At 64.2% G+C, this 20,420-nt stretch carries 19 protein-coding genes; 9 read left to right on the top strand and 10 right to left on the bottom strand.

Annotation, left to right across the window (positions count from 1 at the left end; translation table 11 throughout):
• Window positions 1-422: 422 nt before the first annotated feature.
• From EI28_RS02840 to EI28_RS02805, 8 genes are all read right to left on the bottom strand, one after another.
• On the bottom strand, window positions 423-872 hold the full coding sequence (locus EI28_RS02840; RefSeq protein ID WP_231476547.1) for a GNAT family N-acetyltransferase: 450 nt from the start codon (window positions 870-872) through the stop codon (window positions 423-425).
• A 43-nt stretch (window positions 873-915) separates the two neighbouring features.
• Window positions 916-2,322, bottom strand: a complete 1,407-nt coding sequence (locus EI28_RS02835; RefSeq protein ID WP_048112483.1) for a PAS domain S-box protein — start codon at window positions 2,320-2,322, stop codon at window positions 916-918.
• Window positions 2,323-2,350: 28 nt separating this feature from the next.
• Window positions 2,351-3,643: a hybrid sensor histidine kinase/response regulator gene (locus tag EI28_RS02830; protein ID WP_231476546.1), complete on the bottom strand. Its 1,293-nt coding sequence runs from the start codon at window positions 3,641-3,643 to the stop codon at window positions 2,351-2,353.
• 31 nt (window positions 3,644-3,674) lie between these two features.
• Entirely contained in the window at window positions 3,675-5,969 is a 2,295-nt protein-coding gene (locus EI28_RS02825) for a chemotaxis protein CheW (RefSeq protein ID WP_048112479.1), read from the bottom strand.
• A gap of 11 nt (window positions 5,970-5,980) precedes the next feature.
• Window positions 5,981-8,341 carry a methyl-accepting chemotaxis protein gene (locus EI28_RS02820; protein WP_231476545.1) on the bottom strand — a complete coding sequence of 787 codons (2,361 nt, stop codon included), beginning with the start codon at window positions 8,339-8,341 and terminating at the stop codon, window positions 5,981-5,983.
• Window positions 8,342-8,492: 151 nt separating this feature from the next.
• Window positions 8,493-9,464, bottom strand: coding sequence for a chemotaxis protein CheW (locus EI28_RS02815; RefSeq protein ID WP_048112475.1), 972 nt, complete (start codon window positions 9,462-9,464; stop codon window positions 8,493-8,495).
• A 197-nt stretch (window positions 9,465-9,661) separates the two neighbouring features.
• Entirely contained in the window at window positions 9,662-10,498 is an 837-nt protein-coding gene (locus EI28_RS02810; protein ID WP_048112473.1) for an ABC transporter permease, read from the bottom strand.
• Between the two features lie 4 nt (window positions 10,499-10,502).
• Window positions 10,503-11,453: an ATP-binding cassette domain-containing protein gene (locus EI28_RS02805; protein WP_048112471.1), complete on the bottom strand. Its 951-nt coding sequence runs from the start codon at window positions 11,451-11,453 to the stop codon at window positions 10,503-10,505.
• A 348-nt stretch (window positions 11,454-11,801) separates the two neighbouring features.
• Here EI28_RS02805 and EI28_RS02800 point away from each other — a divergent pair, with 348 nt between their 5' ends.
• Entirely contained in the window at window positions 11,802-12,296 is a 495-nt protein-coding gene (locus tag EI28_RS02800; protein WP_048112469.1) for a hypothetical protein, read from the top strand.
• Window positions 12,297-12,335: 39 nt separating this feature from the next.
• On the opposite strand, the gene EI28_RS02795 is transcribed toward EI28_RS02800, so the two are convergent.
• Window positions 12,336-12,536 carry a hypothetical protein gene (locus EI28_RS02795; RefSeq protein ID WP_048112467.1) on the bottom strand — a complete coding sequence of 67 codons (201 nt, stop codon included), beginning with the start codon at window positions 12,534-12,536 and terminating at the stop codon, window positions 12,336-12,338.
• A gap of 196 nt (window positions 12,537-12,732) precedes the next feature.
• Here EI28_RS02795 and EI28_RS13910 point away from each other — a divergent pair, with 196 nt between their 5' ends.
• The 5 genes from EI28_RS13910 to EI28_RS02770 all read left to right on the top strand — a co-directional run bounded on the left by EI28_RS13910 (window position 12,733) and on the right by EI28_RS02770 (window position 15,982).
• The gene (locus tag EI28_RS13910; RefSeq protein ID WP_155937225.1) at window positions 12,733-12,897 is read left to right on the top strand and encodes a hypothetical protein; all 165 of its coding nucleotides are present in this window, start codon (window positions 12,733-12,735) and stop codon (window positions 12,895-12,897) included.
• Between the two features lie 5 nt (window positions 12,898-12,902).
• Window positions 12,903-14,201 carry an arginine deiminase family protein gene (locus EI28_RS02785; RefSeq protein ID WP_048112463.1) on the top strand — a complete coding sequence of 433 codons (1,299 nt, stop codon included), beginning with the start codon at window positions 12,903-12,905 and terminating at the stop codon, window positions 14,199-14,201.
• A 4-nt stretch (window positions 14,202-14,205) separates the two neighbouring features.
• Entirely contained in the window at window positions 14,206-15,150 is a 945-nt protein-coding gene (gene arcC, locus EI28_RS02780) for a carbamate kinase (RefSeq protein ID WP_048112461.1), read from the top strand.
• A gap of 88 nt (window positions 15,151-15,238) precedes the next feature.
• Window positions 15,239-15,550, top strand: a complete 312-nt coding sequence (locus tag EI28_RS02775; protein WP_048112460.1) for a DUF5518 domain-containing protein — start codon at window positions 15,239-15,241, stop codon at window positions 15,548-15,550.
• A gap of 57 nt (window positions 15,551-15,607) precedes the next feature.
• Entirely contained in the window at window positions 15,608-15,982 is a 375-nt protein-coding gene (locus EI28_RS02770) for a DUF5518 domain-containing protein (protein ID WP_155937223.1), read from the top strand.
• Here EI28_RS02770 and EI28_RS02765 read toward each other — a convergent pair.
• A complete protein-coding gene (locus EI28_RS02765) occupies window positions 15,972-17,186 on the bottom strand; it encodes an MFS transporter (RefSeq protein WP_048112458.1) in 1,215 nt (404 codons plus the stop codon). The two genes, EI28_RS02770 and EI28_RS02765, sit on opposite strands and share 11 nt — an antisense overlap.
• Before the next feature lie 131 nt (window positions 17,187-17,317).
• Between EI28_RS02765 and EI28_RS15255 the strand changes: the two genes are divergently transcribed.
• From EI28_RS15255 to EI28_RS02755, 3 genes are all read left to right on the top strand, one after another.
• Window positions 17,318-18,130, top strand: a complete 813-nt coding sequence (locus EI28_RS15255) for an MFS transporter (RefSeq protein WP_255342061.1) — start codon at window positions 17,318-17,320, stop codon at window positions 18,128-18,130.
• A complete protein-coding gene (locus EI28_RS15250; RefSeq protein WP_255342060.1) occupies window positions 18,019-18,693 on the top strand; it encodes an MFS transporter in 675 nt (224 codons plus the stop codon). The genes EI28_RS15255 and EI28_RS15250 overlap by 112 nt, the downstream gene beginning before the upstream one ends.
• An 87-nt stretch (window positions 18,694-18,780) precedes the next feature.
• Window positions 18,781-20,394 (top strand): ATP-binding protein, encoded by a 1,614-nt coding sequence (locus EI28_RS02755; RefSeq protein ID WP_048112457.1) that lies wholly within the window; start codon window positions 18,781-18,783, stop codon window positions 20,392-20,394.
• Window positions 20,395-20,420 lie beyond the last annotated feature (26 nt).

The raw sequence follows: 20,420 nt of genomic DNA, 5'->3' as shown, positions 1-20,420 counted from the left end.
GCTCGAGAAGTGCGAAGCATCTTCGAATGGCGACTGTCCGTAGGATGCGACTGTCCGCAGGACAGGAGCTCGAGAAGATGCGAAGCATCTTCGAATGGCGACTGTCCGTAGGATGCGACTGCCGGAACGGCAGGAGCTCGAGAAGATGCGAAGCATCTTCGAATGGCGACTGTCCGCAGGATGCGACTGCCGGAACGGCAGGAGCTCGAGAAGATGCGAAGCATCTTCGAATGGCGACTGTCCGTAGGATGCGACTGCCGGAACGGCAGGAGCTCGAGAAGATGCGAAGCATCTTCGAATGGCGACTGTCCGTAGGATGCGACTGTCCGCAGGACAGGAGCTCGAGAAGATGCGAAGCATCTTCGAATGCGACGGGCCAGAGGGCCGGAGCCTGAGCCCCGGAAGTCCGCGAGGCGCCGGGCCTACAACAACCCGGCTCTCCTGAACATCGGCCGGACCTCGGCGCCCTCCATGTTCCCCGCGGCCCAGGTGTAACGCTCCCTGATTCCGGGCGGGAGGTCGCGTTCCGGTATCGAGATGAACCCGAACTCCGCGTAAAACCCGGCGAGGCTCTCGACCGCGTACATGTAGAGGTCGTCGTTGTGGCAGGCCGTGACCAGAGCGGTCATCGTCGTGCGGGCATACCCCTTTTTCCGGCAGGTATCGGGGGTGAAGACGCCGTCGACCTCCTGGCCGTCGGGATGCCTCCTGCACCGGGCGAGAGAGACGATCTGCCCCGCAAGGAAGGTCGCGAAGATCCGGTCCCGTGCGGGATCGCCGACCGTGCCGTGGTACTCGCGCCAGACCTCGTCCGCGGCGGAGAACTCCGCGCTTGTCAGTTCACGAACCTCCGGCCGGATCCCGGCCGACATAGTGTCCAGTTCTGGAATAACGGCAGTTATCATTCCCTTTACCTCAGACAATCCTGTAGCCCTCGGACGGCACCAGGATCTCGAATTTCGCCCCCGTCCCGAACGTCCCGGTCTCGCGGATCGCGATCCCGGTGATAGCCAGGATCTCGTGGGCGAGGAAGAGCCCGTGCCCGTAGCTCTCCGCCTTCTGCGCAAAAAGATCTTCCTTCTCCGCATCGGGGATACCGGTCCCGTCGTCCTCGACAATGATTGCACACCCCTCCGGGCGCAACTGGTAGGTGACGACGATCCTGCTCGCCTCCGTCTCCAATGCGAGCGAGTTCTCGAAGAGGTGGGTAAAGACCGTCGCGAGATGGGGGTCGGCAAAGATCTCGAGCCGTTCCGTCCACGCGTCGAGGGAGACGTCCCCGAAAGAGAGGGTGGCGGCTGCCTTCCCGATGGTCTGCTGCACGGGGATCCATGCCGGCGGCGACGTCCCGATGTCGCGGAACTCGCGGGAGATCTCGATCTGTCGCCGGATCCCGTTTGCGGCATCGTTTAAGTCGTCGATAAAGGAGAGTATCTCGGGATCGTCGAACTTCATCACGCCCACCGAGAGGTGCCCGTACAGGACCGCAAGCCGGTTCGCAAGGTCGGTGCGCAGGATCCCCGTGAGGGTGTTGAGCTGGCGGCCGGCGTTCTGCAGCGCGGCCTTTGTCATGATCTCGTCGCTGATGTCCCGGATGGACTCGATTGCCCCGGTGACCCCTCCGCTCCGGTCGAGAAGCGCGGTCGCCGCGAACCTGATGTGCGCCCCCCGCCCGCCCCTGAGAAGAGGGGTGTAGATCTCCGCAACGAGGACGTCGCCGCTCCTCCTGACCGACGGGTACCCGGCTTCGGGATCGCCCTGGAGGATCCGGTCTGCAAGCAGCGGTCGCGATTCGCCGTAGAAGGGCACGGCGTACTCGTAGCCCCCCCGGCCGAGCATGGCCTCTTTCTTCACCCCGGTCATCTCCTCGATCGCGCGGTTCCAGGCGATGACCTTCCCCTCGCGGTCGATGGCGAAGGTCGCGTCGGGCAGGAACTCGATGATCTGGTTCATCTGCTGCTCTGACTCACGGAGTTTCGTTGCGAGGAACGCAACCACGCCGCCGATGAGAACGAGGAGGATCGCACGGGGGAGGATGGCGTAAGCCAGCAGGGGGGCCGGCGGGGAGAGAAGGTAGGTCGTGACGGCGTAGATGGATGCGAAGCAGACGGAGAAGAGGATGCCCCGGCGCGGGTACCAGTAACTCGCAAGGATGATCGGGATGGTGAGCGGGAGGGAAGGAAGGGGGAGAAGCCCTTCCGGTGCGCCGAGGACCATGGCGAGCAGGTTCCCGCCGAGGGTCAGCACGGCTAGCCCGGCGATGATCGCGATACGGTTGCGCGTATCGGATACGAACGTGGTCTGGATGTCGGTGACGCTCATGAGGGGAGCCTGCGGTTATGGTCTCGGTTCATTCGGTCTGCCTGCCGGGAGCACGGATCACTTTTGCCGGGCAGAGGAGTTCGAATCGTGCTCCGCTCCCGGGGATCCCCGTCTCCTGGAGGGTGATCCCGGTGATGGCCAGGATTTCCCGCGCGAGGAAGAGGCCGAGTCCGGTATTCATGCCGTGCGCGTAGGTGAAGATCTTCTCCTTCTCGTCGGCAGGAACTCCCACGCCGTCATCCTCACAGAGGATGGTGTAGATATCTCCATCCTGTTTGAGGCTGAAGGTGATGGTGGTGACCGTCTCCCCGTAGCGCAGCGCGTTCTCGATAAGGTTCGAGAACACCTTCTCGATGAGCGGGTCGGCGAGGATCTCCACCCCTGCCGGAATGGCGTTCTCAAGGGTTATGTTACCCGTCGAGACGTATTTCTCCGACCGCTCCACAAGTTTCCTGATCTCCTGCCAGGCTGGAGCCGCCGCCCCCACCTTCTGGTATTCGGCCGTGAACCGGACGGTGTTGTTGATCCGGTTCACCATCTCGGCAGCGCTCTCGACGTGGCGCCACGCGTTTGCCGGTTCCCGCTCGCGCAGAATCTGGGCCAGGTCGAGATACCCCCAGAGCGCCGCGAGCTGGTTCAAGAGATCGTGGCGGGTGATGCTCGCCATGAGCTGGAGTTTCCTGTTGGCTTCCGCAAGCGCTTTTTCCACGCGCCGCCGTTCCTGGTTCTCTTCAGCAAGGCTCTCGTTGCTGCGCGAGAGATCCGCGACGGCCTCCTGGAGCTGTTCGTTCAAGGAGTTCAGCTGCTCCTGCGCCTCCTGGAGTTCGGTGTTCTTCGTCACCGCGATGGTATACGTCGAGAGGAGGGTGTTTAAGATCTTGAGCCTTCCGGCGGCGATGGTATAGGTGCTGCCGGCGAAGGGGATCTCCAGTTCGGCGGGAGAATCTTTTGGTTCCGGTATCTCCCGCGTTCGCATGACGGCCTCGATCTGGGAGCGGACGTGTTCGGGGTCGACGGGCTTGACGATGAAACTGTCCGCGCCCGATGCCAGCCCTTTCAGCACGTCGGCGGGATCGAAGAGGTTGGTGACCAGGATGACGGGTGTGTCCGGGCTCTGCTGCTTGATCCGGCGGCAGAGTTCGTAGCCGTCCATCCCGGGCATCACGATGTCGCTCAGGACGATATCGGGCATAACGGCCTCCATCCGCCGTATCGCCTCGGTGCCGTCGGCTGCCAGGGTGACGTCGAACCCTTCCGTCTCGAGGACGTGACGGATGAACTCGGCCTGCGTCCTGCTATCCTCTACCACCAGAACGCTCATTCTCGTTCCTCCTTCGTGTTTCCCTTCCATATCATCGCTCCTGTGTCTCTCCGTCGCGGCGACGCATCAGGCGCCGGATTATCATGAGAAACTCGTCTGCCTCGAAGTTCTTCTTGACGATATATGCATCCGCCCCGACCGCCTTGCCCCGTTCCCGGTCTTCGGGCGAATCGAGCGAAGTGACCAGCACCACCAGGATCCCGGCAAGGTGCCCGCCTTCGGCACGTATCTTCTCGGTGAGCGTAAAACCGTTCATCCGGGGCATATCAACATCTGAAACGACCATATCAAACTCATGCTGCTTAAGCCTTGCGAATGCGTCGATCCCGTTGACAGCGGTCTCTACCTGATATCCGGCCCCCTCGAGGACGGCCTGCAGCAGGGCACGTGAGGTGACCGAGTCCTCGACGACCATGACCCGCCGCTCTGCCTCCTGTGGGAGTGCGGATGCCGACACCGACCGTTCCGCCTGCATCGCGTCCTGGATCAGTTCGAGGGGATCGAGCACGAGCGCCAGACGCCCGTCCCCGAGGATCACGGCCCCGTCGATCCTCCGTACGGAGGTGAGCTGGCTGCCGAGCGGCCGGACGACGATCTCCTGCACCCGGATCACCTCGTCGACCATACATGCGATCTGCCCGGCACCGTATGCGATGATGACGAGGGGTTTCGGCCGGTCCACCTCCGTGGGGGCGCTGGACAGGGGGATGCCCAGGGCGTCGGTGAGCCGGATGACCTCGATCGTCTCCTCCGAGAGGAAGATCGTCGGCCGGCCCCTGGAGATAGTCAGGGAATCCGGGCGAACCCGGAGAACCTGCTTCACCTGCTGCATCGGGAGGACGTACACCTGCCGTTCGGACCGGACGAGCAGCCCGCGGAGGGTGGCCATCCTCACCGGGACGGTCAGGGTGACTGCCGTTCCCCTGCCGACGGTCGAGGAGACCGTCACCTCTCCCCCGAGACGGGAGACGGTGTCTTCCACGATTGCAAGCCCGAGCCCCCTCCCCGAGAGGTCGGTGACGATCCGGCTCGTGGTCATCCCCGACCGGAAGATGAGCCAGATCGCCTCGCTGCCCGTGAGGCTTGCATCCTCGTCCGCCGTGATCACTCCGTTCTCGACGGCGGTTCTCCGGATCGCGCTGCTGTCGATGCCGGCACCGTCGTCGGCCACCTCGATGCCGACCCTGCTCCCCGACCGGGGGAAGACCCGGATACGCACTGAGCCGCAGGCCGGTTTCTGGCGCCCCCTCCTGACGTCCGGGCTCTCGATGCCGTGATCGATGCTGTTCCGTATGAGGTGCATGATGGGGTTCTTCAACGCGTCGAGGATACGGCGGTCGACCTCGATCTCGCCCCCCTCGATCGTGAGGTCGACCGATTTCCCCGAGGTGCGGGAGAACTCTCTCACGAACACGGAGAACGGGGTAAGTATGGTTGAAGCCGGGAGCAGCGCGGCATCGTGGATGAGGTCGGATATCTCGGAGGTGCTCGTCTCGAGCGCCGACCGGTCGATCTCCATAAAACGCAGGTGCGTGGCGAGGTCGTGCTGCAGGTAGGTCACGAACTCGCGGTTGTACTCCAGGAACTCGACCGCCCGCTGGAGCGGCAGGACGAGATCGGGGGGAATCGCCGCTTTCTCTTCCCCGAAGGCTCTCCTGCGAATCATCTGCAGGTCGTTGAACACCTGGGAATGGTTCCACTGCCAGAGGGAGAAGCGGGTCACCATCTCCTCGAGCTCGCGTATCCTTTGCATGATGAAGAGCCGGGTCGTGAGGAGACTGTCGGCTCCGGCGGTGAGCCGGTCGAGTTTATGGGCGGCAATCCGCACCGTGCTCCGGTCGGTCCCCTGCTCGCCGCCGTTATAACCTCCTGGCGCGCCGTAAGCGTGGTTCTCCCGGGAGGCCGGACCAGGTTCGGCCGGACGGCTTCCCGGAGAACCGATCCCGCCGGGGATGGCCCGGAGCGCCCCGTTGATCTCTGTCGGCGAGGCATCGGGCCTCTCTCCCCGGAGAAGGCTCTTGATTACCGCGACTGTGCGGTGGAATAGGTCGAAATCGTCCACTCCCGGGACGTACTCGGCCCGCTTCATGAGGGAGAAGGCGGTCTCGAGGTTCTGGCAGATCGACTCGATCTCCCGGTGATTGACCGCGCGCGACGCTCCTTTCAGGCTATGGACCGTCCGGTAAACCCGCTCGACCAGCTCGGGCGTCGGCCCGGCCTTCTCAAGCGCGATCAGCCCCTCGGTGATTGCTTCAAGGTACTCGTCCGCCTCCTCGCGGAATGTCTCGAGGAGACGGGCACGAAATACGTCGTCCGGTCCGGTCATGGAAGGTTGTGCTAGACCCGGTACTGCTGGGTGATCCTCTTTAAGCGGGCACCGAGCTCGTGCAGGTCCTCGGCGGTCTTCTCCGCCTTATGGGTGGTTTCGAGGTTCTTCTGCGCCGCGTCCCGGATGTTCTCCATCGCGCTCGAGATCTGGTCTATACCTGAGGCCTGCGTCTGGATCGAGGAGGCGATCTCGATGACCTCCTGCGAGGTGTCTGCTATCGACCGGGCGAGCACCTCGATAACCTCCTGTGCGTTGCTCGTCAGCTGGGCCGCGTCCGCGACGGACCGGATCCCCTGTTCGGTCGAGGCCGCGGTCGAGGAGACCCCCTGCTGGATGTCGGTGAGGATAGCCCGGATGTTCGAGGTCGCTTTCTTCGACTGCTCGGCAAGGTTATGGATCTCGTTTGCGACGACGGCGAACCCTTTCCCGAACTCCCCGGCCTTCGCGGCTTCGATGGAAGCGTTCACCGCAAGCAGGTTGGACTGTTCGGAGATGTCGTTCACGGTCGCGATGATCTCGCCGACGGCCTGGCTCTGCTCGGAGAGCCTGATGACGCTCATCCGGACGATATCCATCTGGCGCTGGATCTGGTTCATACCTTCAAGGGTCTCGCGCACGGACTTCTGGCCGCCCTTGGAGACCTCCAGCGCCCGCATGGCCTTCTCCGAGACTCCCTTTGTCTTCAGGTTCACGAGCTCGGTCTTCTTCCTGACGCTCTCGACCGAGTCCGAGGTCTCGTTCACCGTCGCGGCGGTCTGGGAACTGGCTGCGGCGAGCTGGCTCGTGACCGCCAGGATCTCGTTTGAAGCGAGCGAGAGAACCGAGACGCCTTCGTAGAGTTCCTCGCTGATCAGTTTCATCAGCCGCGAGAGTTCGATCCCGATGGTGTTGAGGGCGTCGCGGTAGGCGACGAACTCCCCGGCGACCGGGATATTTTCGTCGAACCGGGCGGTGAAGTCGCCGGATGCGTAGAATCGCGCAAGCCGCATCGCTTCGTTCACCGGCTCGGTGATCGACTCGAGGGTCTTGTTGAACCCGGCGATGATCATCCGGTAGCCGCCGCGGAACGCCTTCTCATCGCCGCGGATGGAGAGATCGCCCGCACGGGCGGCGTCGGTGAGTTTGAGCGTCTCTTTGTGGAGGTGGTCGAGCGACTGGACCATCATCGCGAGCGCGGGACGGATCTCGTCGCCTTCGTCGGCGACCGGGAACTCCTGGACGTACTCGCCGAGAGCGATCTTTTTGAGGTTCCCGACGACGTTCTCCTGGAGATCGCCGGCGAACTCGTCCATTGTTCTGGCCATGACTCCGATCTCGTCCTGCCGCCTGATGTTGAGCCGGGCGGAGAGGTGCCCGCTACGGAGCTCTTTGAGCATCAGCACGACCTGCTGCAGGGGATCGGAGATCGAGCGGCCGAAGAGGATGGCGATTGCGACGCCGATGGCGATGGATGCGAGGACGACGATGACGATCGTGTTCCTGATGGTGTCTATCGGCCCGGTGAAGTCGGAGAGTTCGGCACGCGAGACGATATGCCAGTCGAGCGGTTCGTAGTAGGTGTATGCATCGATGATATCCGTCCCGTCGACCTGGTGGCGGATGATGCCGACCTTATTCTCGATCATCTCCTGGACATAATCCTCGTCGGCCTTGCTCTCCCCCTCCTGGGACGGGTGTATGAGCAGCTGGCCGTTGCTGTCGACGACGAACATGTAGCCGTTTCTGCCGATGACCGTATCCTTGAGGCTCGACTTGACGACGTCGAGTGTCTCCTGCTCCTCCGTCCCGACGAAGAGAACGCCGACGATGTTTCCGCGGCTGTCCCGTATCGGCTCATACGCGGTGACGTAGCGCTTGCCGAAGAGGTCCCTGCTCCCGTAGTAGGTCTCCCCCTGGTTCACCACGACGTCGTAGACGTTCTGGGTCAGCTCGGTTCCGACCGCCCTCGTCCCGTCGGTCCCGATGACGTTTGTGGAGATCCTGATGGCGTGGTCGTCGTAGACCTGGAAGACCGTCGCCGCGCCGCCGACCAGCGACTGGACCTGGTCGACGATCTCGAAGTTGTCGTTGATGACGTACGGGTTGCCGGTCCCGTCCACCAGGGCCAGTTCCCCGTCGATGATCTCGGGAGTTCCCCGGGCGTAAAAGTTCTCGTGGAGGACGTTGAGGTCGCTGTTCACCTTATTGCGCGTGAGTTTGTAGACGTCGTTGGTCCATCCCCGTGCGTCGTGCACCTGCGTCTCGAGCAGCGTCTCGATCTGGTCGTTAATCACGCCGCTCGAACTGGTATACGCCACTATGCCGATCATAAGCGTCGGGATGATCGCCAGAAACAGGCAGATGACGAGGATCTTCGTCCCGACTTTCATGTCTGAAAAAAATGTGAGCATGATACTTCCGTTCCACTCGCTCCTGTAAGACGACTTAATAGATTGATGCACACCCCGGGTTAAATAATGATCCGTCCCGCGAATGGCGCTCCAGGGTCCCCGTTACCCATAATGGGCGGATAAAATCTGTTTATTTTCTGGTCTGGCCGACCACCATTGCGGGGTCGCCGAGGATCGCCGCAGCATCGAGGACGAGCACCGATTCGTCCGTGACGCCCAGGAGGTAACGCTGTTTTATAGGGGTCGTTTCAGGCTCTACGGGGGAGAACTGGTCGGTCGGCCTGATGTAGATGTCCGTGATGTAGTCCGCAAGGATTCCGAAGGTCACCGTTCCGTCGGAGAGAACGATGACCCGGTTGAGGTCGGTCAGGCCGTGCTTCGGGATCGAGAAGAGTGCGCGGAGATCGACGACGGAGATGATCTCTCCCCTGACGGCACAGATCCCGGCGATGAAGTCGGGCACCCCGGGCACGGGGGTGATCTCGTGCATGATGAAGACTTCGCGGATGTACTGCGTTTTGATGGCATACTCCCGGTCGGCGAGCCTGAACGTGAGGAGTTCCGAGAACGGGGTCTCGCCGCCCGTCTCCTCTTCCGGCCGCGCGAACGCCCGCGCCCGTTCTGCGAGGATCTCACCGCCCTTTCCGTCGTCGTAAGGAGGCGCCTCCTCCCCGGTACCGGCCGTGCCCGGGAGGGAGTACTGCGCGGTCTCTTCCGTTGCAAGGAACGCGCCGAGATCGTAGATGATGATCTCCTCTTCTTCGGTCAGCAGCATGCCGGGAGGGGAGGTGGCGTCGGGTTCGGGCGGAAGTTCGACCGGGCTCTCCTGCACCCCCCGTACCCCGTCCGCCCAGAGCGCCACGCATTCCCCGGAAGCGATGATGAGAACGTCGTTTGGGAGAGGAGGGCGGTCGGCGAGCCCGAGGAGTCTCCGGAGCGAGTAGACGGGGACGGCTCTGCCGTGCAGGTTCATGGTTCCCGCTCCCCCGCGGCGGTTCCCGGTTTCCGGCTGGAGGTCCACCATGCCGACGACCTGCCGGGTCTCGGCAAGAGGGAGAGCACAGGTTATCCCCTCAACGGTAAAGGACAGAAGATGCGTCATGGCGGATCATCGGATGCTCGAAGATTGGTCCCGGGCGAATAAAAGGTTACGGGGGGTGCGCCGGTCAGGGCCCGAAGAGGTCGATGCCGGCGTTCGAGGTTTTGACGGTGACGGTCGGGCCCCCGTTGCCTCGATTCCGGGTTGAAGATAGGTCGCGATCAGGATGCGTCATCAATATCATGAGATGGGGGCTGCAGTCACGTCACGACCGCCCTCTCAAACGTCCGCCGGGCAAGGAGATACATCACCGCCGCAAAGATCACCAGGTACGCGAACGATCCGAGGACGTCGGCCGTGGTGGAGGTGTAGCGGGCGCCGACGGCGAAGAAATCGCCCCCGAGGGCGAAGTAGCGGATCCCGTTGACCAGGTGGGTCAGCGGATTGAAGATCGAGAGCGTCTGTAAAAACGGCGGGAACGCCTGGATCGGGTAGAGGGCGTTCGAGACGAAGAAGAGCGGCAGGGTGAGAAGCGTGATGATTCCCTGCAGTCCTTCGGGGCTTTCGAGGCGCATCGAGATGGTGGAGGAGAAGAGGAGGAACCCGAGCGAGAAGACACCGACGAACACGAATATCCCGAGGATCGAGAGGGCGATCCGGGCGGCGGAATACCCCGGGAAGAACTGCACCCCGAGGAGGAGACCGAAGGCCATGATGATGGACGCCTGGATGAATGATTTCGTCATCCCCGAGAGGCTGACCCCGAGCATGATGTGCGTCCGGGGCATGGGGCTTGCAAGCATCTCCCGCATCAGCCCCCAGTTCTTATCGAAGAGGAGGCTCATCCCTCCAAAAAGGCTCGTAAAGAGGGTCGTCATCGCGATCACCCCGGCGGCCATGAAGGTGAGGTAGTCGAGGGGGACGACTCCCGCAGGAGCCGGGATCGACGACGTGAACCGGTCGAAGTTCGAGGACATCGCGATGCCGAAGAAGGCCATCCAGAGCGCCGGCTGCAGGAGCGACGAGAAGAGCTGCGTCCTGAACCTGACGAACCGGATCATCTCCCGCCAGTAGACGGTAAGGAACTCCCATGCCATCCGTTCACGCCCCCGCGTCGCGCAGTTCGCTCCCCGTGTAGTGGACGAAGACGTCGTCCATCGTCGGTTTTTTCAGGTTCACGTTCGAGATGGCGATCCCGGCGCCGCGCACCCGCTCTATGATCCGCGGGAGGCAGTGGCTCCCGTCTGCCGATATCGTGACCGAGAGGCCGCGGGGCGACTCCGTGACCGACCGGATCTCTTCGATCCCAGAAAGAGCGTCCCTGGCCTTCTCGTCGTCTTCGGTCTCCAGGTAGACGACGTCCTCGCCGAGGGCGTCCTTCAGTTCGGCCGGGGTTCCGGAGACGACGATCCTGCCGTGATCGATGATGCTTATCCGGTCGGAGAGCATATCAGCCTCTTCCATGTAGTGCGTCGTTAAAAATATCGTCGTCCCGGTCGCGTTCACCTGCCGGATATAGTCCCAGATCCGCATCCGGGTCTGGGGGTCGAGCCCCTGCGTCGGTTCGTCCAGAAAGAGCACCTCCGGCTGGGTCATCAGGCCGCGTGCGATCTGGAGCCGCCGTTTCATGCCGCCGGAGAGGTTCTTCGTCCGTTCGTCCCGTTTGGACTCAAGTTCGACGATCCCGAGCAGGTCGTCGATACGCCGCCGCCGTTCTTCCCGCGGGATGCCGTAGAGCCGGCCGTGGAACTCCATCGTCTCCCGAACGGTGAGGTCGCGGTCGAGCACGTCTTCCTGGAAGACGATGCCGATCGTCTCCCGGACCTTCGCGGGCTCCCGGGCGACGTCGTAACCGGCCACCCGTACCGTGCCCTTCTGGAGGGGGAGGAGCGTTGTCAGGATGTTGATGGTGGTGCTCTTGCCGGCGCCGTTCGGGCCGAGGAACGAGAAGATTTCGCCGTTTTTGACGGTGAAACTGATGCCGCGAACCGCCGCGAAGTTGCCGAACGCATGTTCGAGGTCTCGTACCTCGATGATATCGTCCCCTCCCATCGATCGCCATCCGCTCCCGCGCTCTTGTTACCTCCATGCACGGTGCCGTCATATCTCCTTTTCCCTCCCGGGATGCGCGAGCCCGCACACGGACTCGCGCGATTACTCCCCTCCTCCCTCCGCCGCTTCTCAGGGGTAGCGGCCGGGGCGGCAAATACATCCCGGCACCCTTCGGCAGCCGGGCCGTATAGATATCCTGAAATACCAGAACCAGCCATCCATCCTCGGAGACGGCATGTGCGGCAGCAGTTTGCTGACCAATAAAGGCGACGAGCGGGCCTGCTCCGCGTATAGCATCGCTCCCGGAGCCGGCGCACCGGAGCGCGAAGAGCGGGCGGGAGGAGGACGGTGATCCCGCGCCTCCGGACGATCCTCGTCCTTTTCCTCGCGGCGCTGGCTCTCACCGCGCCGGCGGGGGGGCTCGTGGTCGAGAACGCCGACCTGACCCCGGCGGAGGTGAACCTCCTCTTTGCGATGCGGGAGTATACCCTGACCTATAACGAGTACGCCGACCGGCTGCCGGGGTGGGTGACCGGGCCGTTTGCGGACGAGAAGGTCAACCTCTACGTCACGTCTCCCGACGGCGTGCTGGTCATGGGGATCACGTTTCACGACAAAAAGGTCATCCAGTTCGACGCAAGAGGCTGCCCGGACCCGATCGTCACGGTGACCACCGACGCCGCGACGGTGGAGGAGGTCATGGTCTCCGACCGGCCGTTCGACACCTTCCGGGCGGCGATGCAAAACGGCACGGCCACGATCGAAGGGAACAACCTCCTCGGGGTGTTGCGGACGGGAATGGTTCTCTTCGGGTTTCGGGTGATGGACATCCTCGGGATGTGACGCCCTCCAAAAAAAGCGGTGTTAACGATTTTCCCTCTCTTAGAGGCCTGCAAGGCGCATACAGGCCCCGATGGTCAGCCCCGACATCGAGGACGTCGCCGAGAGGGCCGCGAGCACGGCGGCGTTCATTACCGGACCGATCCTGATCGGGGTGTAGGTCGGGTTGCACTGCAGTCTCCGCACGACCCTGAACGGTTTTGCGGTCGTCGAGATCGGGGGTTTATACCGTCTGATCCTCACATGAACACCTCCCTGTGTGAATTTCTCTTTTGAGTCTTGGTCGTTTCTCCGGTAGATATTTTTTATGGTTTTGTTTGCCGACCGGAGGGTACGGCCGCTTGCGAAACCCCGGCACCGGGTTTTTTGCTCCGCTTTCCGGATCCGGGCCGGAACCCGCGACAGGTTTATCCGTTCTCCGGGCGAGGACACTCTTCTGATGCATCGGTATGCGAAACTCCTTCTCTATGGCGTTCTTGCGTTCGTCGTCTTCGTCGGCATCAGTTTCACCCTCGGCGGCCGGGTGAACTGGGTGCTCGCGGCGGCGACGGCGGCCGGGGTGATGATCGCTTACTTCTTCGCGGCTCCCCGGAGAGAGAGGTGAGCCGGATGGCGGCGGGCGTGCGGGCGGAGTGGGAGCGGCTCCAGACGGTGGTCGTTCACCGCCCGGGGATCGAGATGTTCTTCGGGCTGCTCGAGCCGTACGCAGCGCTCTACGAACGGGCGTTCAGCCGCCACGAGGCGCGGCGCGAGCACGACGCTCTCCAGCGCACGCTCCGGGACGAGTTCGGGGTCCGGGTGCTCCGGCTCAAAGAGACGGTTCTCGATGCAGCCGATCGCGACCCGGCGGTGCGTCGGCGGCTCGTCGACCGGGCGCACGAGACCGTCGCCGTCCGGGGCGGTCGGAAGGAGGTGGCGGAGGCCCGGCGGAGCATGGAGCAGAACGCCGATGCCCTGGACTCGCTGCACTTCTTCACCCTCCTGCTCCTGAACCCGGTCATCGACGTGGGCAGGAGGGGTGCCGGCGGCGGGGTGGACGTCCATATCCTTGAGCAGACGCCTCTTGCAAACCTCTACTTCATGCGCGACCAGCAGGCGGCGACCGCCCGCGGTCTCGTCGTCGGCCGGCCGGCAAAGCGGCAGCGGGCAAGGGAGCCCGAGATCACCCGGTTCCTCTGGGAGATTCTCGGCATCCCGATTGCCGGGACGGTGCAGGCGCCGGGAACGTTCGAGGGCGGCGATTTCATGCCGATGGGGGAGTTCGCCCTCGTCGGCACCGGGGATCGGACGAACCGCGAGGGGGTATCCCGGTTTCTCGACTTCGCCCCGGGGTTCGACGAGATCGGCATCGTCCACCAGCCGGGCCACCCGCTCATCCCGGGCGACCGGCCCGACCCGATGGTCGACATGCATCTCGACACCTACTTCAACGTCGCGGGAAGCGGGGTGGTGCTCGGCTCGGAGCGCCTCCTCCGGAGGGCGCGCCTCGAGGTCCGGCACCGGTCGGACGGAGGCTACGAGCCGTCGGGCGAGACGACGACCCTCTACGACTACATCCGATCGAAGGGGTTCTCCGTGATCGATCTCTCTATTCTCGAGCAGCTCTCCTACGCCGCGAACGTCCTCTGCGTCCGTGACGGGAGCATCCTCGCGGTGGAGGGGGAACGGGTGATGCGGACGGTGCTCTCGAACCTGGAGAGGAAGGCCGTCCGCGACCCGCGGCGTTATGGACGGCTTTTACGCCACGCAGAAGAAGACTATCGCCGGATAAAGAACGGGGGGCACGTCTTTCCGCACAAGCCGGAGTTCTCCCGGCACGGCATCGAGGTCTGCCCGCTGCACCTGGAGAACCTGACGGGGGGCTACGGCGGCCCCCATTGCATGACCTGCACGCTGGAGCGGGGGTGACGGGGTGGCGGAAAGAACGGTGGTGATCGCGCTCGGCGGCAACGCCATCCTGCAGCACCGGGAGACCGGGACGGCCGAGGATCAGTTCGAAAACGTCCGAAAGGCGTCGCGCCGCATCGCAGAGATCGCGGCCGAAGGCTACACCGTCGCCGTCACCCACGGGAACGGGCCGCAGGTGGGAGATATCCTCCTCCGAAACGAGCTCGCGAAGGACACCCTCCCGCCGATGCCGCTCGACGTCTGCGGGGCGGAGAGCCAGGGGATGATCGGCTACATGCTCCAGCAGTCGATGCAGGAGGCGCTCCGGGAGGCCGGGCTCGACCGCCCGGTCGCGACGGTGCTCACCCAGACCCTGGTGGACGGCGACGATCCGGCGTTTGAGAGCCCCGAAAAACCCATCGGCCCGTTCTACACGCCGATGCAGGCGAAGAGGCTGGAAGCGGAGAAGGGCTGGCGGATGGTCCGGATCCCGGGGGAGGGTTACCGGCGGGTCGTCCCCTCGCCGCGCCCGATCGCCCTCGTGGAGGAGCGGGCGATAGTCCGGCTCGTCTCCGCCGGGGCTATCGTGATCGCCGCGGGCGGGGGCGGCGTCCCGGTGGTCGCGGACGGTGGAGGCGCCCTCCGGGGTGTCGAGGCGGTCGTGGATAAGGACTACACCGCGGCGATCCTCGCCCGGCTCGTCGGTGTCGAAGACCTCCTGATCCTGACCGACGTCGAGCGTGTGGCCTTGAACTACGGGCGGCCCGACCGGCAGGAGATCAGCGAGATGACGGTCCGCGAGGCACGGGAGCACCTCGCGGCGGGGCAGTTCCCTCCCGGGACGATGGGGCCGAAGATCGAGGCGGCTATTGAGTTCCTAGAGACCGGAGGAAAGCGGGCGATCATCGCATCGCTCGAAGAGGCATCGACGGCGCTTGCCGGGCGGGCCGGAACCCGGCTTCGCCCGTAACGGCCACCCGCCCCAACGCTTATATACCACGTTCCCGAAGTCCCGCCGGTGATGGAAGGTTATGGCGGATAACTTCTGGACGTGAGTCATCGTCGGGTGGCTCGTGGGGCTTGTTCTCGGCTTCCTGCTGCCGGTCATCGGACCACTGGTCGGCGGGTTCGTCGCCGGCTGGATGGTCCGGGGCGGGATAGGGAACGGTGCAAAGGCCGGGCTGCTTGCCGGCATCCTCGGCGCCATCGTTATCGCGGTGCTGCTCCTCGTCGGCGGCACGGTTCTCCTCGGCGCGTTCGGGTTCATCACGGGCCTCGGAACGTCGCTCGTCATCATCGTGATGGCGTTCGTCTACCAGGGTCTTCTCTCCCTGATCGGCGGCGTCATCGCCGGGGCAATCCGGCGGTAATCGGAGGTCGAACGCCGGGGGGCCTTCTCCCCGGCTCTTCTCGTTTCGGAGGAGCGATTGGCGGAAAATAATGGTCCCTTCTGGCTCTCCACGCTCGTAGGCCTCGTATTCATGCTTTTTGTCAGCCCGTTCTTCCCGGTAGGGGGTCCGATCGCCGGGGGGATCGTCGGCGGTTACCTCGGGTCCCCGGGAGCGGTTCGGGGCGCGCTCGGCGGACTCCTCGGCGGGCTCATCGTCGCCGCGATCTTCTCGGTCGTCGCCGTCGTCGGCGGGACGGCGCTCCTCGGCCCTCTCGGCACCCTCATCGGCCTCGGGGTTGCCGTTCTCCTCTTTGCCCTCGCCCTCTACTTCGGCATCCTCGGCGCCGTCGGCGGTGCGATCGGGGGGGCGCTGAAAGCGTGGATGGTGTCGCGGCGCAGGGTTACGGGATGATCTCCCCGAGCCCCTCCTGGAGCCTCACCACGATCCGGGAGCGGTACATCCAGAGATAGGCGGCGACCGCCGCGGCCTCGACGACGACGACGTAGGCGACGATATGCCCGATCGATACGTCGTAGAGGACGCCCATCACGGCACTCCCCACGAACCACGCCGTCCCGAAGACCGCGCTCACGTTCCCGTAGACCTTCCCCCTCCGGTCGAGCGCCGTGGACTCCGCGATCGACGCCCGGAGAACAGGCTCGAAGATCCCGATCCCGGCTCCCCAGGCGAGCGCTCCCGCGACTGCCGCGCCCGGTTCGGGCGAGAAGGCGAGCACGACCGTCGCGATGCTGAGGGCCGGGATGGCGAGGAGGATATGGGTGCCGATGCGGTCGAAGACCCGCCCGACGAGCAGCGCCACGGCAACCGAGACCGTCATCGCGGCGGCGTAAAAGAGAGGGATGGCGGCGTCGGGGACGATCGATTGGGCTTTTAAGTGGAAGGAGATAAGCGGGAAACTGGCAAACCCGGCCATCCCGAGGAATACGAACGCGGCATACGGCACGATCCCGGGCAGGTTGTCCCTGTCCCCTTCCCCCATTCCTTCCAGGCGTCCCGGTCTCGGCACCTCCGATTGCGCGAGGAAGAGAGCGACTGCAACACCGGCGAGAGGAATCCCGAGCAGGAGGAACCCCACGCCGTAGCCGCCGGTGACGGCCAGGGCGGCGGCCATGACCAGCGGGCCGGCGACCGCACCGACCTGGTCGAGCGCCTTGTGGACGCCGAATCCCCACCCTCTCCCGACGGCCGTCGTCGCGTGAGAGAGGATCGTGTCGCGCGCCGGTGTCCGGACGGCCTTTCCTATCCGTTCGGCGATGATGAGAACGGCGGCAGTCTCCCACCGTCCGGCGACGGCAAGGAGCGGGATGGCGGCGAGCAGGCCGTAGCCGGCCGTCGCCGCCTTCCAGTATCGGTGGTTTTTGCCGACGTAGATGCCGGTGGCCGAACGCAGGGCATACCCGATGAACTCGCCGGCTCCGGCGACCAGCCCGACGATTGCCGCGCTTCCCCCGAGGAGGAGGATGTAAGGGCCGGTGACGCTCCTGGCGCCGTTCGAGACGAGGCTCCCGCAGAGGCTTGCCGCGCCGAGGAGCAGGATGAGCCGGATCGAGAGATCGCGGAGATCCTGTCGGGTCTCGGGGGGAGGGTCGGGCATACTCTCTCCGGTGCCGTTCTCATTAAAGTAATCCGCGGGCGGCGGCAGTGCTCTTATCTGCGCTCGCCGCGAACACTTAATCACGCATACCCGGGGCAGGATCGGGATGTTTCAGGGGCACGAGGGATACCGTGGAGCAGGAAGAGAGCAAATCGTATTCGCGAAGGTTCATCCTCATACTGGTCACCGTCGCCACGTTTTTAAACCCCTTCACGGGCTCCGCCATCAACCTCGCCCTGCCCGCCATCGGCGGGGAGTTCTCCGCCGACGCCGCCACGCTTGCCTGGGTCACGAGCGCCTATCTCCTCGCATCGGTCATCTTCCTCCTCCCGGCAGGGAGGCTCGGCGACTCGCGGGGGAAGGTCACCGTCTTTTTAGCCGGGATCGTGGTCTATACCGCCGGGTCGCTCCTCACCATCCTCACGCCCACGATGGATCTCCTCCTCGTCTGTCGGTTCATCCAGGGTATGGGCGGCGCCATGATCTACGCAAACAGCGTGGCCCTGATCACCCACCTCTACCCGCCCGGCGAGCGAGGCTACGCGATCGGGCTGAATACGACGGCGGTCTACGCCGGGCTCTCGCTCGGGCCGTTCCTTGGGGGCGCCCTGACCCAGTTCCTCGGCTGGCGGAGCATCTTCATCGTGACCGCGCTCCTCGCCGTCCCGGTCCTCTTCTACGCCGGAAAGTTCCCGGCGTTCTTAAACGAGCGGCAGCGGGAGCACTTCGACGTCGCGGGTCTGATCCTCTCCTCCGCCCTGATCCTCTGCCTCTTCCTGGGCCTGGCCTGGGTGACCACCCCGACCGGCGCAACGCTCCTCGCGGCGGCCTGGTGCTCGGGGCGGTCTTCTTCCGGGTGGAGCGCGGCCGCCAAAACCCGCTTCTCCCGGTCACGCTTCTCGAGAAGAACCGGGTCTTTGCCGCCTCGAACGCCGCCGCCCTGATCAACTACAGCGCAACGTTCGCGGTCGGGTTCCTCCTCTCCCTCTACCTCCAGTACATCCGGGGCTACGAACCCGTCGCCGCGGGCACCCTCCTCCTCCTCCAGCCGATCGTCCAGGTCTTCGTCGCCCCGGCGGCGGGCCGCCTGGCCGACCGGATGCAGCCCGGGCTCGTCGCTTCGGTGGGGATGGGGATTACGGCCGTGGGCCTCTTCGGCTTCTCGCTGCTCGGCGAGACGACGCCGATCGCCGCGATCCTCGCCCTCCTGGTGCTGCTGGGCGTGGGGCTCGGGATCTTCTCGTCCCCGAACACCACCGCCATCATGGGCTGCGTGGAGAAACGCTACTACGGAAGCGCGTCGGCGATGGTGGCCATGATGCGGTCGCTCGGGATGATGCTGAGCATGGGGGCGGTTCTCGTGGTCTTTGCGGTCATCATGGGGTCGACGACCGTTACCCCGGCGATATTCCCTGAGTTCCTCGCGAGCCTGCGGCTGATCTTCCTCGCCTTTGCGGTTCTCTCGGCTTTCGGGGTCCTCCTCTCGCTCCGCAGGAACAAATGCTGACGAGAGGTGCCCGATCCCCCGAACAAATATCACTGAAACGAAAAGGAAGCGTTAAACCTCTCGCCGTCCTGTGATCTTCTTGAACTGATGGAGATCGTAATCGGAAAGGACGGCGACCGCGACGTCGCCATCGACGCCCAGGAACTCGTCACGGGCAGGACCTGTGTCATCGCGCAGTCGGGTGCCGGGAAGAGCTGGGGCATCGCGGTTCTCTGCGAGCAGCTCCTGCAGGCACGGGTAGGGTTCTGCCTCATCGATACGGAGGGGGAGTACTTCTCGCTCAGGGACCGGTTCCCCCTCCTCTGGATTGGTTCCACCGACGACTGCGACGTGGATATCGGACAGGTGAACCTCCGGGAACTGATGCAGAACGCGATCTGCTCCCGGACGGCGGTGATCTTCGATGTCTCGGAAGCCGACATGCAGGAACGGGTGTCCTACCTTGCGGAAGTCCTCTACGACCTTGAGAGCGAGTTAAAGCAGCCGTTCCTGCTGATCGTGGAGGAGGCGGACAAGTTCATTCCCCAGTCGGGGGAATCCATCAAGAAGATCGAGGAGATCTCCCGCCGGGGGCGCAAGCGCGGACTCGGCCTCCTGGTCGCGACCCAGCGGCCGTCGCTCGTGACGAAGAACGTCCTCTCGCAGTGCAACAGCCAGATCCTCGGGAAGCTCTCGATCGAGAACGACTTGAAAGCGGTCAGTCTCTTCTTCTCGTCCCGGAAGGAGGCTGGAGAGCTCGCGGATCTCGAGCCGGGGGAGTTCTTCGTGATGGGCAAACTCTCAAGGGAGAATGCGACGAAGATGCGCTTTGGAGCCCGGCTGTGCGAACACCGGGGGCTGACGCCCAAACTCGTGCCCGCAGAACCGGTTGAGCCGGTCAAGCCTGCCAGGCCTTCCCGGGCGGAACCGGTCCGCGCCGAACCCTGCGCTCCTGAGGATACCTCCCTGGAAGAGCCGGAGGTTCCGCCCGCGGTCGAGAATGCGGTGATCCCGGTGCTGCTCCGCGAGGAAGCGCTCGATATCGCGAAGGCCAAACGGAAACGCCGGTACCGGATCCTCGAACCCGAAGAACGGATAGTCTCGGGAGAACGGATCTACCGCCCGCTCCACCGGGTGGAGGTCCGCTACATCGGCGGACTTCTCCGGAAATCGACGAGAACTGCTTCGTTTGTCCTCGACGGCTGTACCGGCTGTATCATCGAGGTGGATCGGGGGATGAAGATCAGGCCGGGGTTCTCGGAGCTCCTGGGACTCGACGAGGCCGCGGTGAAGATCGTTGCCGGGCTCGCGAACGGCGGCTCGACCCTGACCGAGATCGAGGCCGATACCCACCTTGCGCCCGGCGTGGTGAAGAAGGCGATGAAGAGCCTTGCCGATGTGAAACTCATCACGGAGATGAAGACGGTGGGCGACACGAAGGTCTACGTGCCCCTGCTTGCGGCGGATGTCCCGGCGCTCTCCTCCCTCAGGCAGGGAGCGGACCCCCCGATGGAGTCGCTCCGGGAGAAGCCCCTCGAGGCGAAGGTCACGGAGTCGTCGCTCCGGACGATTCTCAAAGGGCTCGAACCAACGGCGGAGATCGTCGGGTTCGAGACGATCTACTACCCGGTCTACCTGATCCGGTTCGCCTCGGAGCGGGGAGAACGCTCGATCGTCCTCGACGGCTGCACGGGGAAAGAGCTCCTCTTCCCGGTGTCGTGACCGGAGCGCTTATCCTCACGAGGGAG

It is taken from the genome of Methanoculleus sp. MH98A, from assembly GCF_000691865.1.
GTDB lineage: Archaea > Halobacteriota > Methanomicrobia > Methanomicrobiales > Methanoculleaceae > Methanoculleus.
The sequence above is the reverse complement of the archived record's forward strand: the minus strand, read 5'-3'. Positions and strand labels throughout refer to the sequence as shown.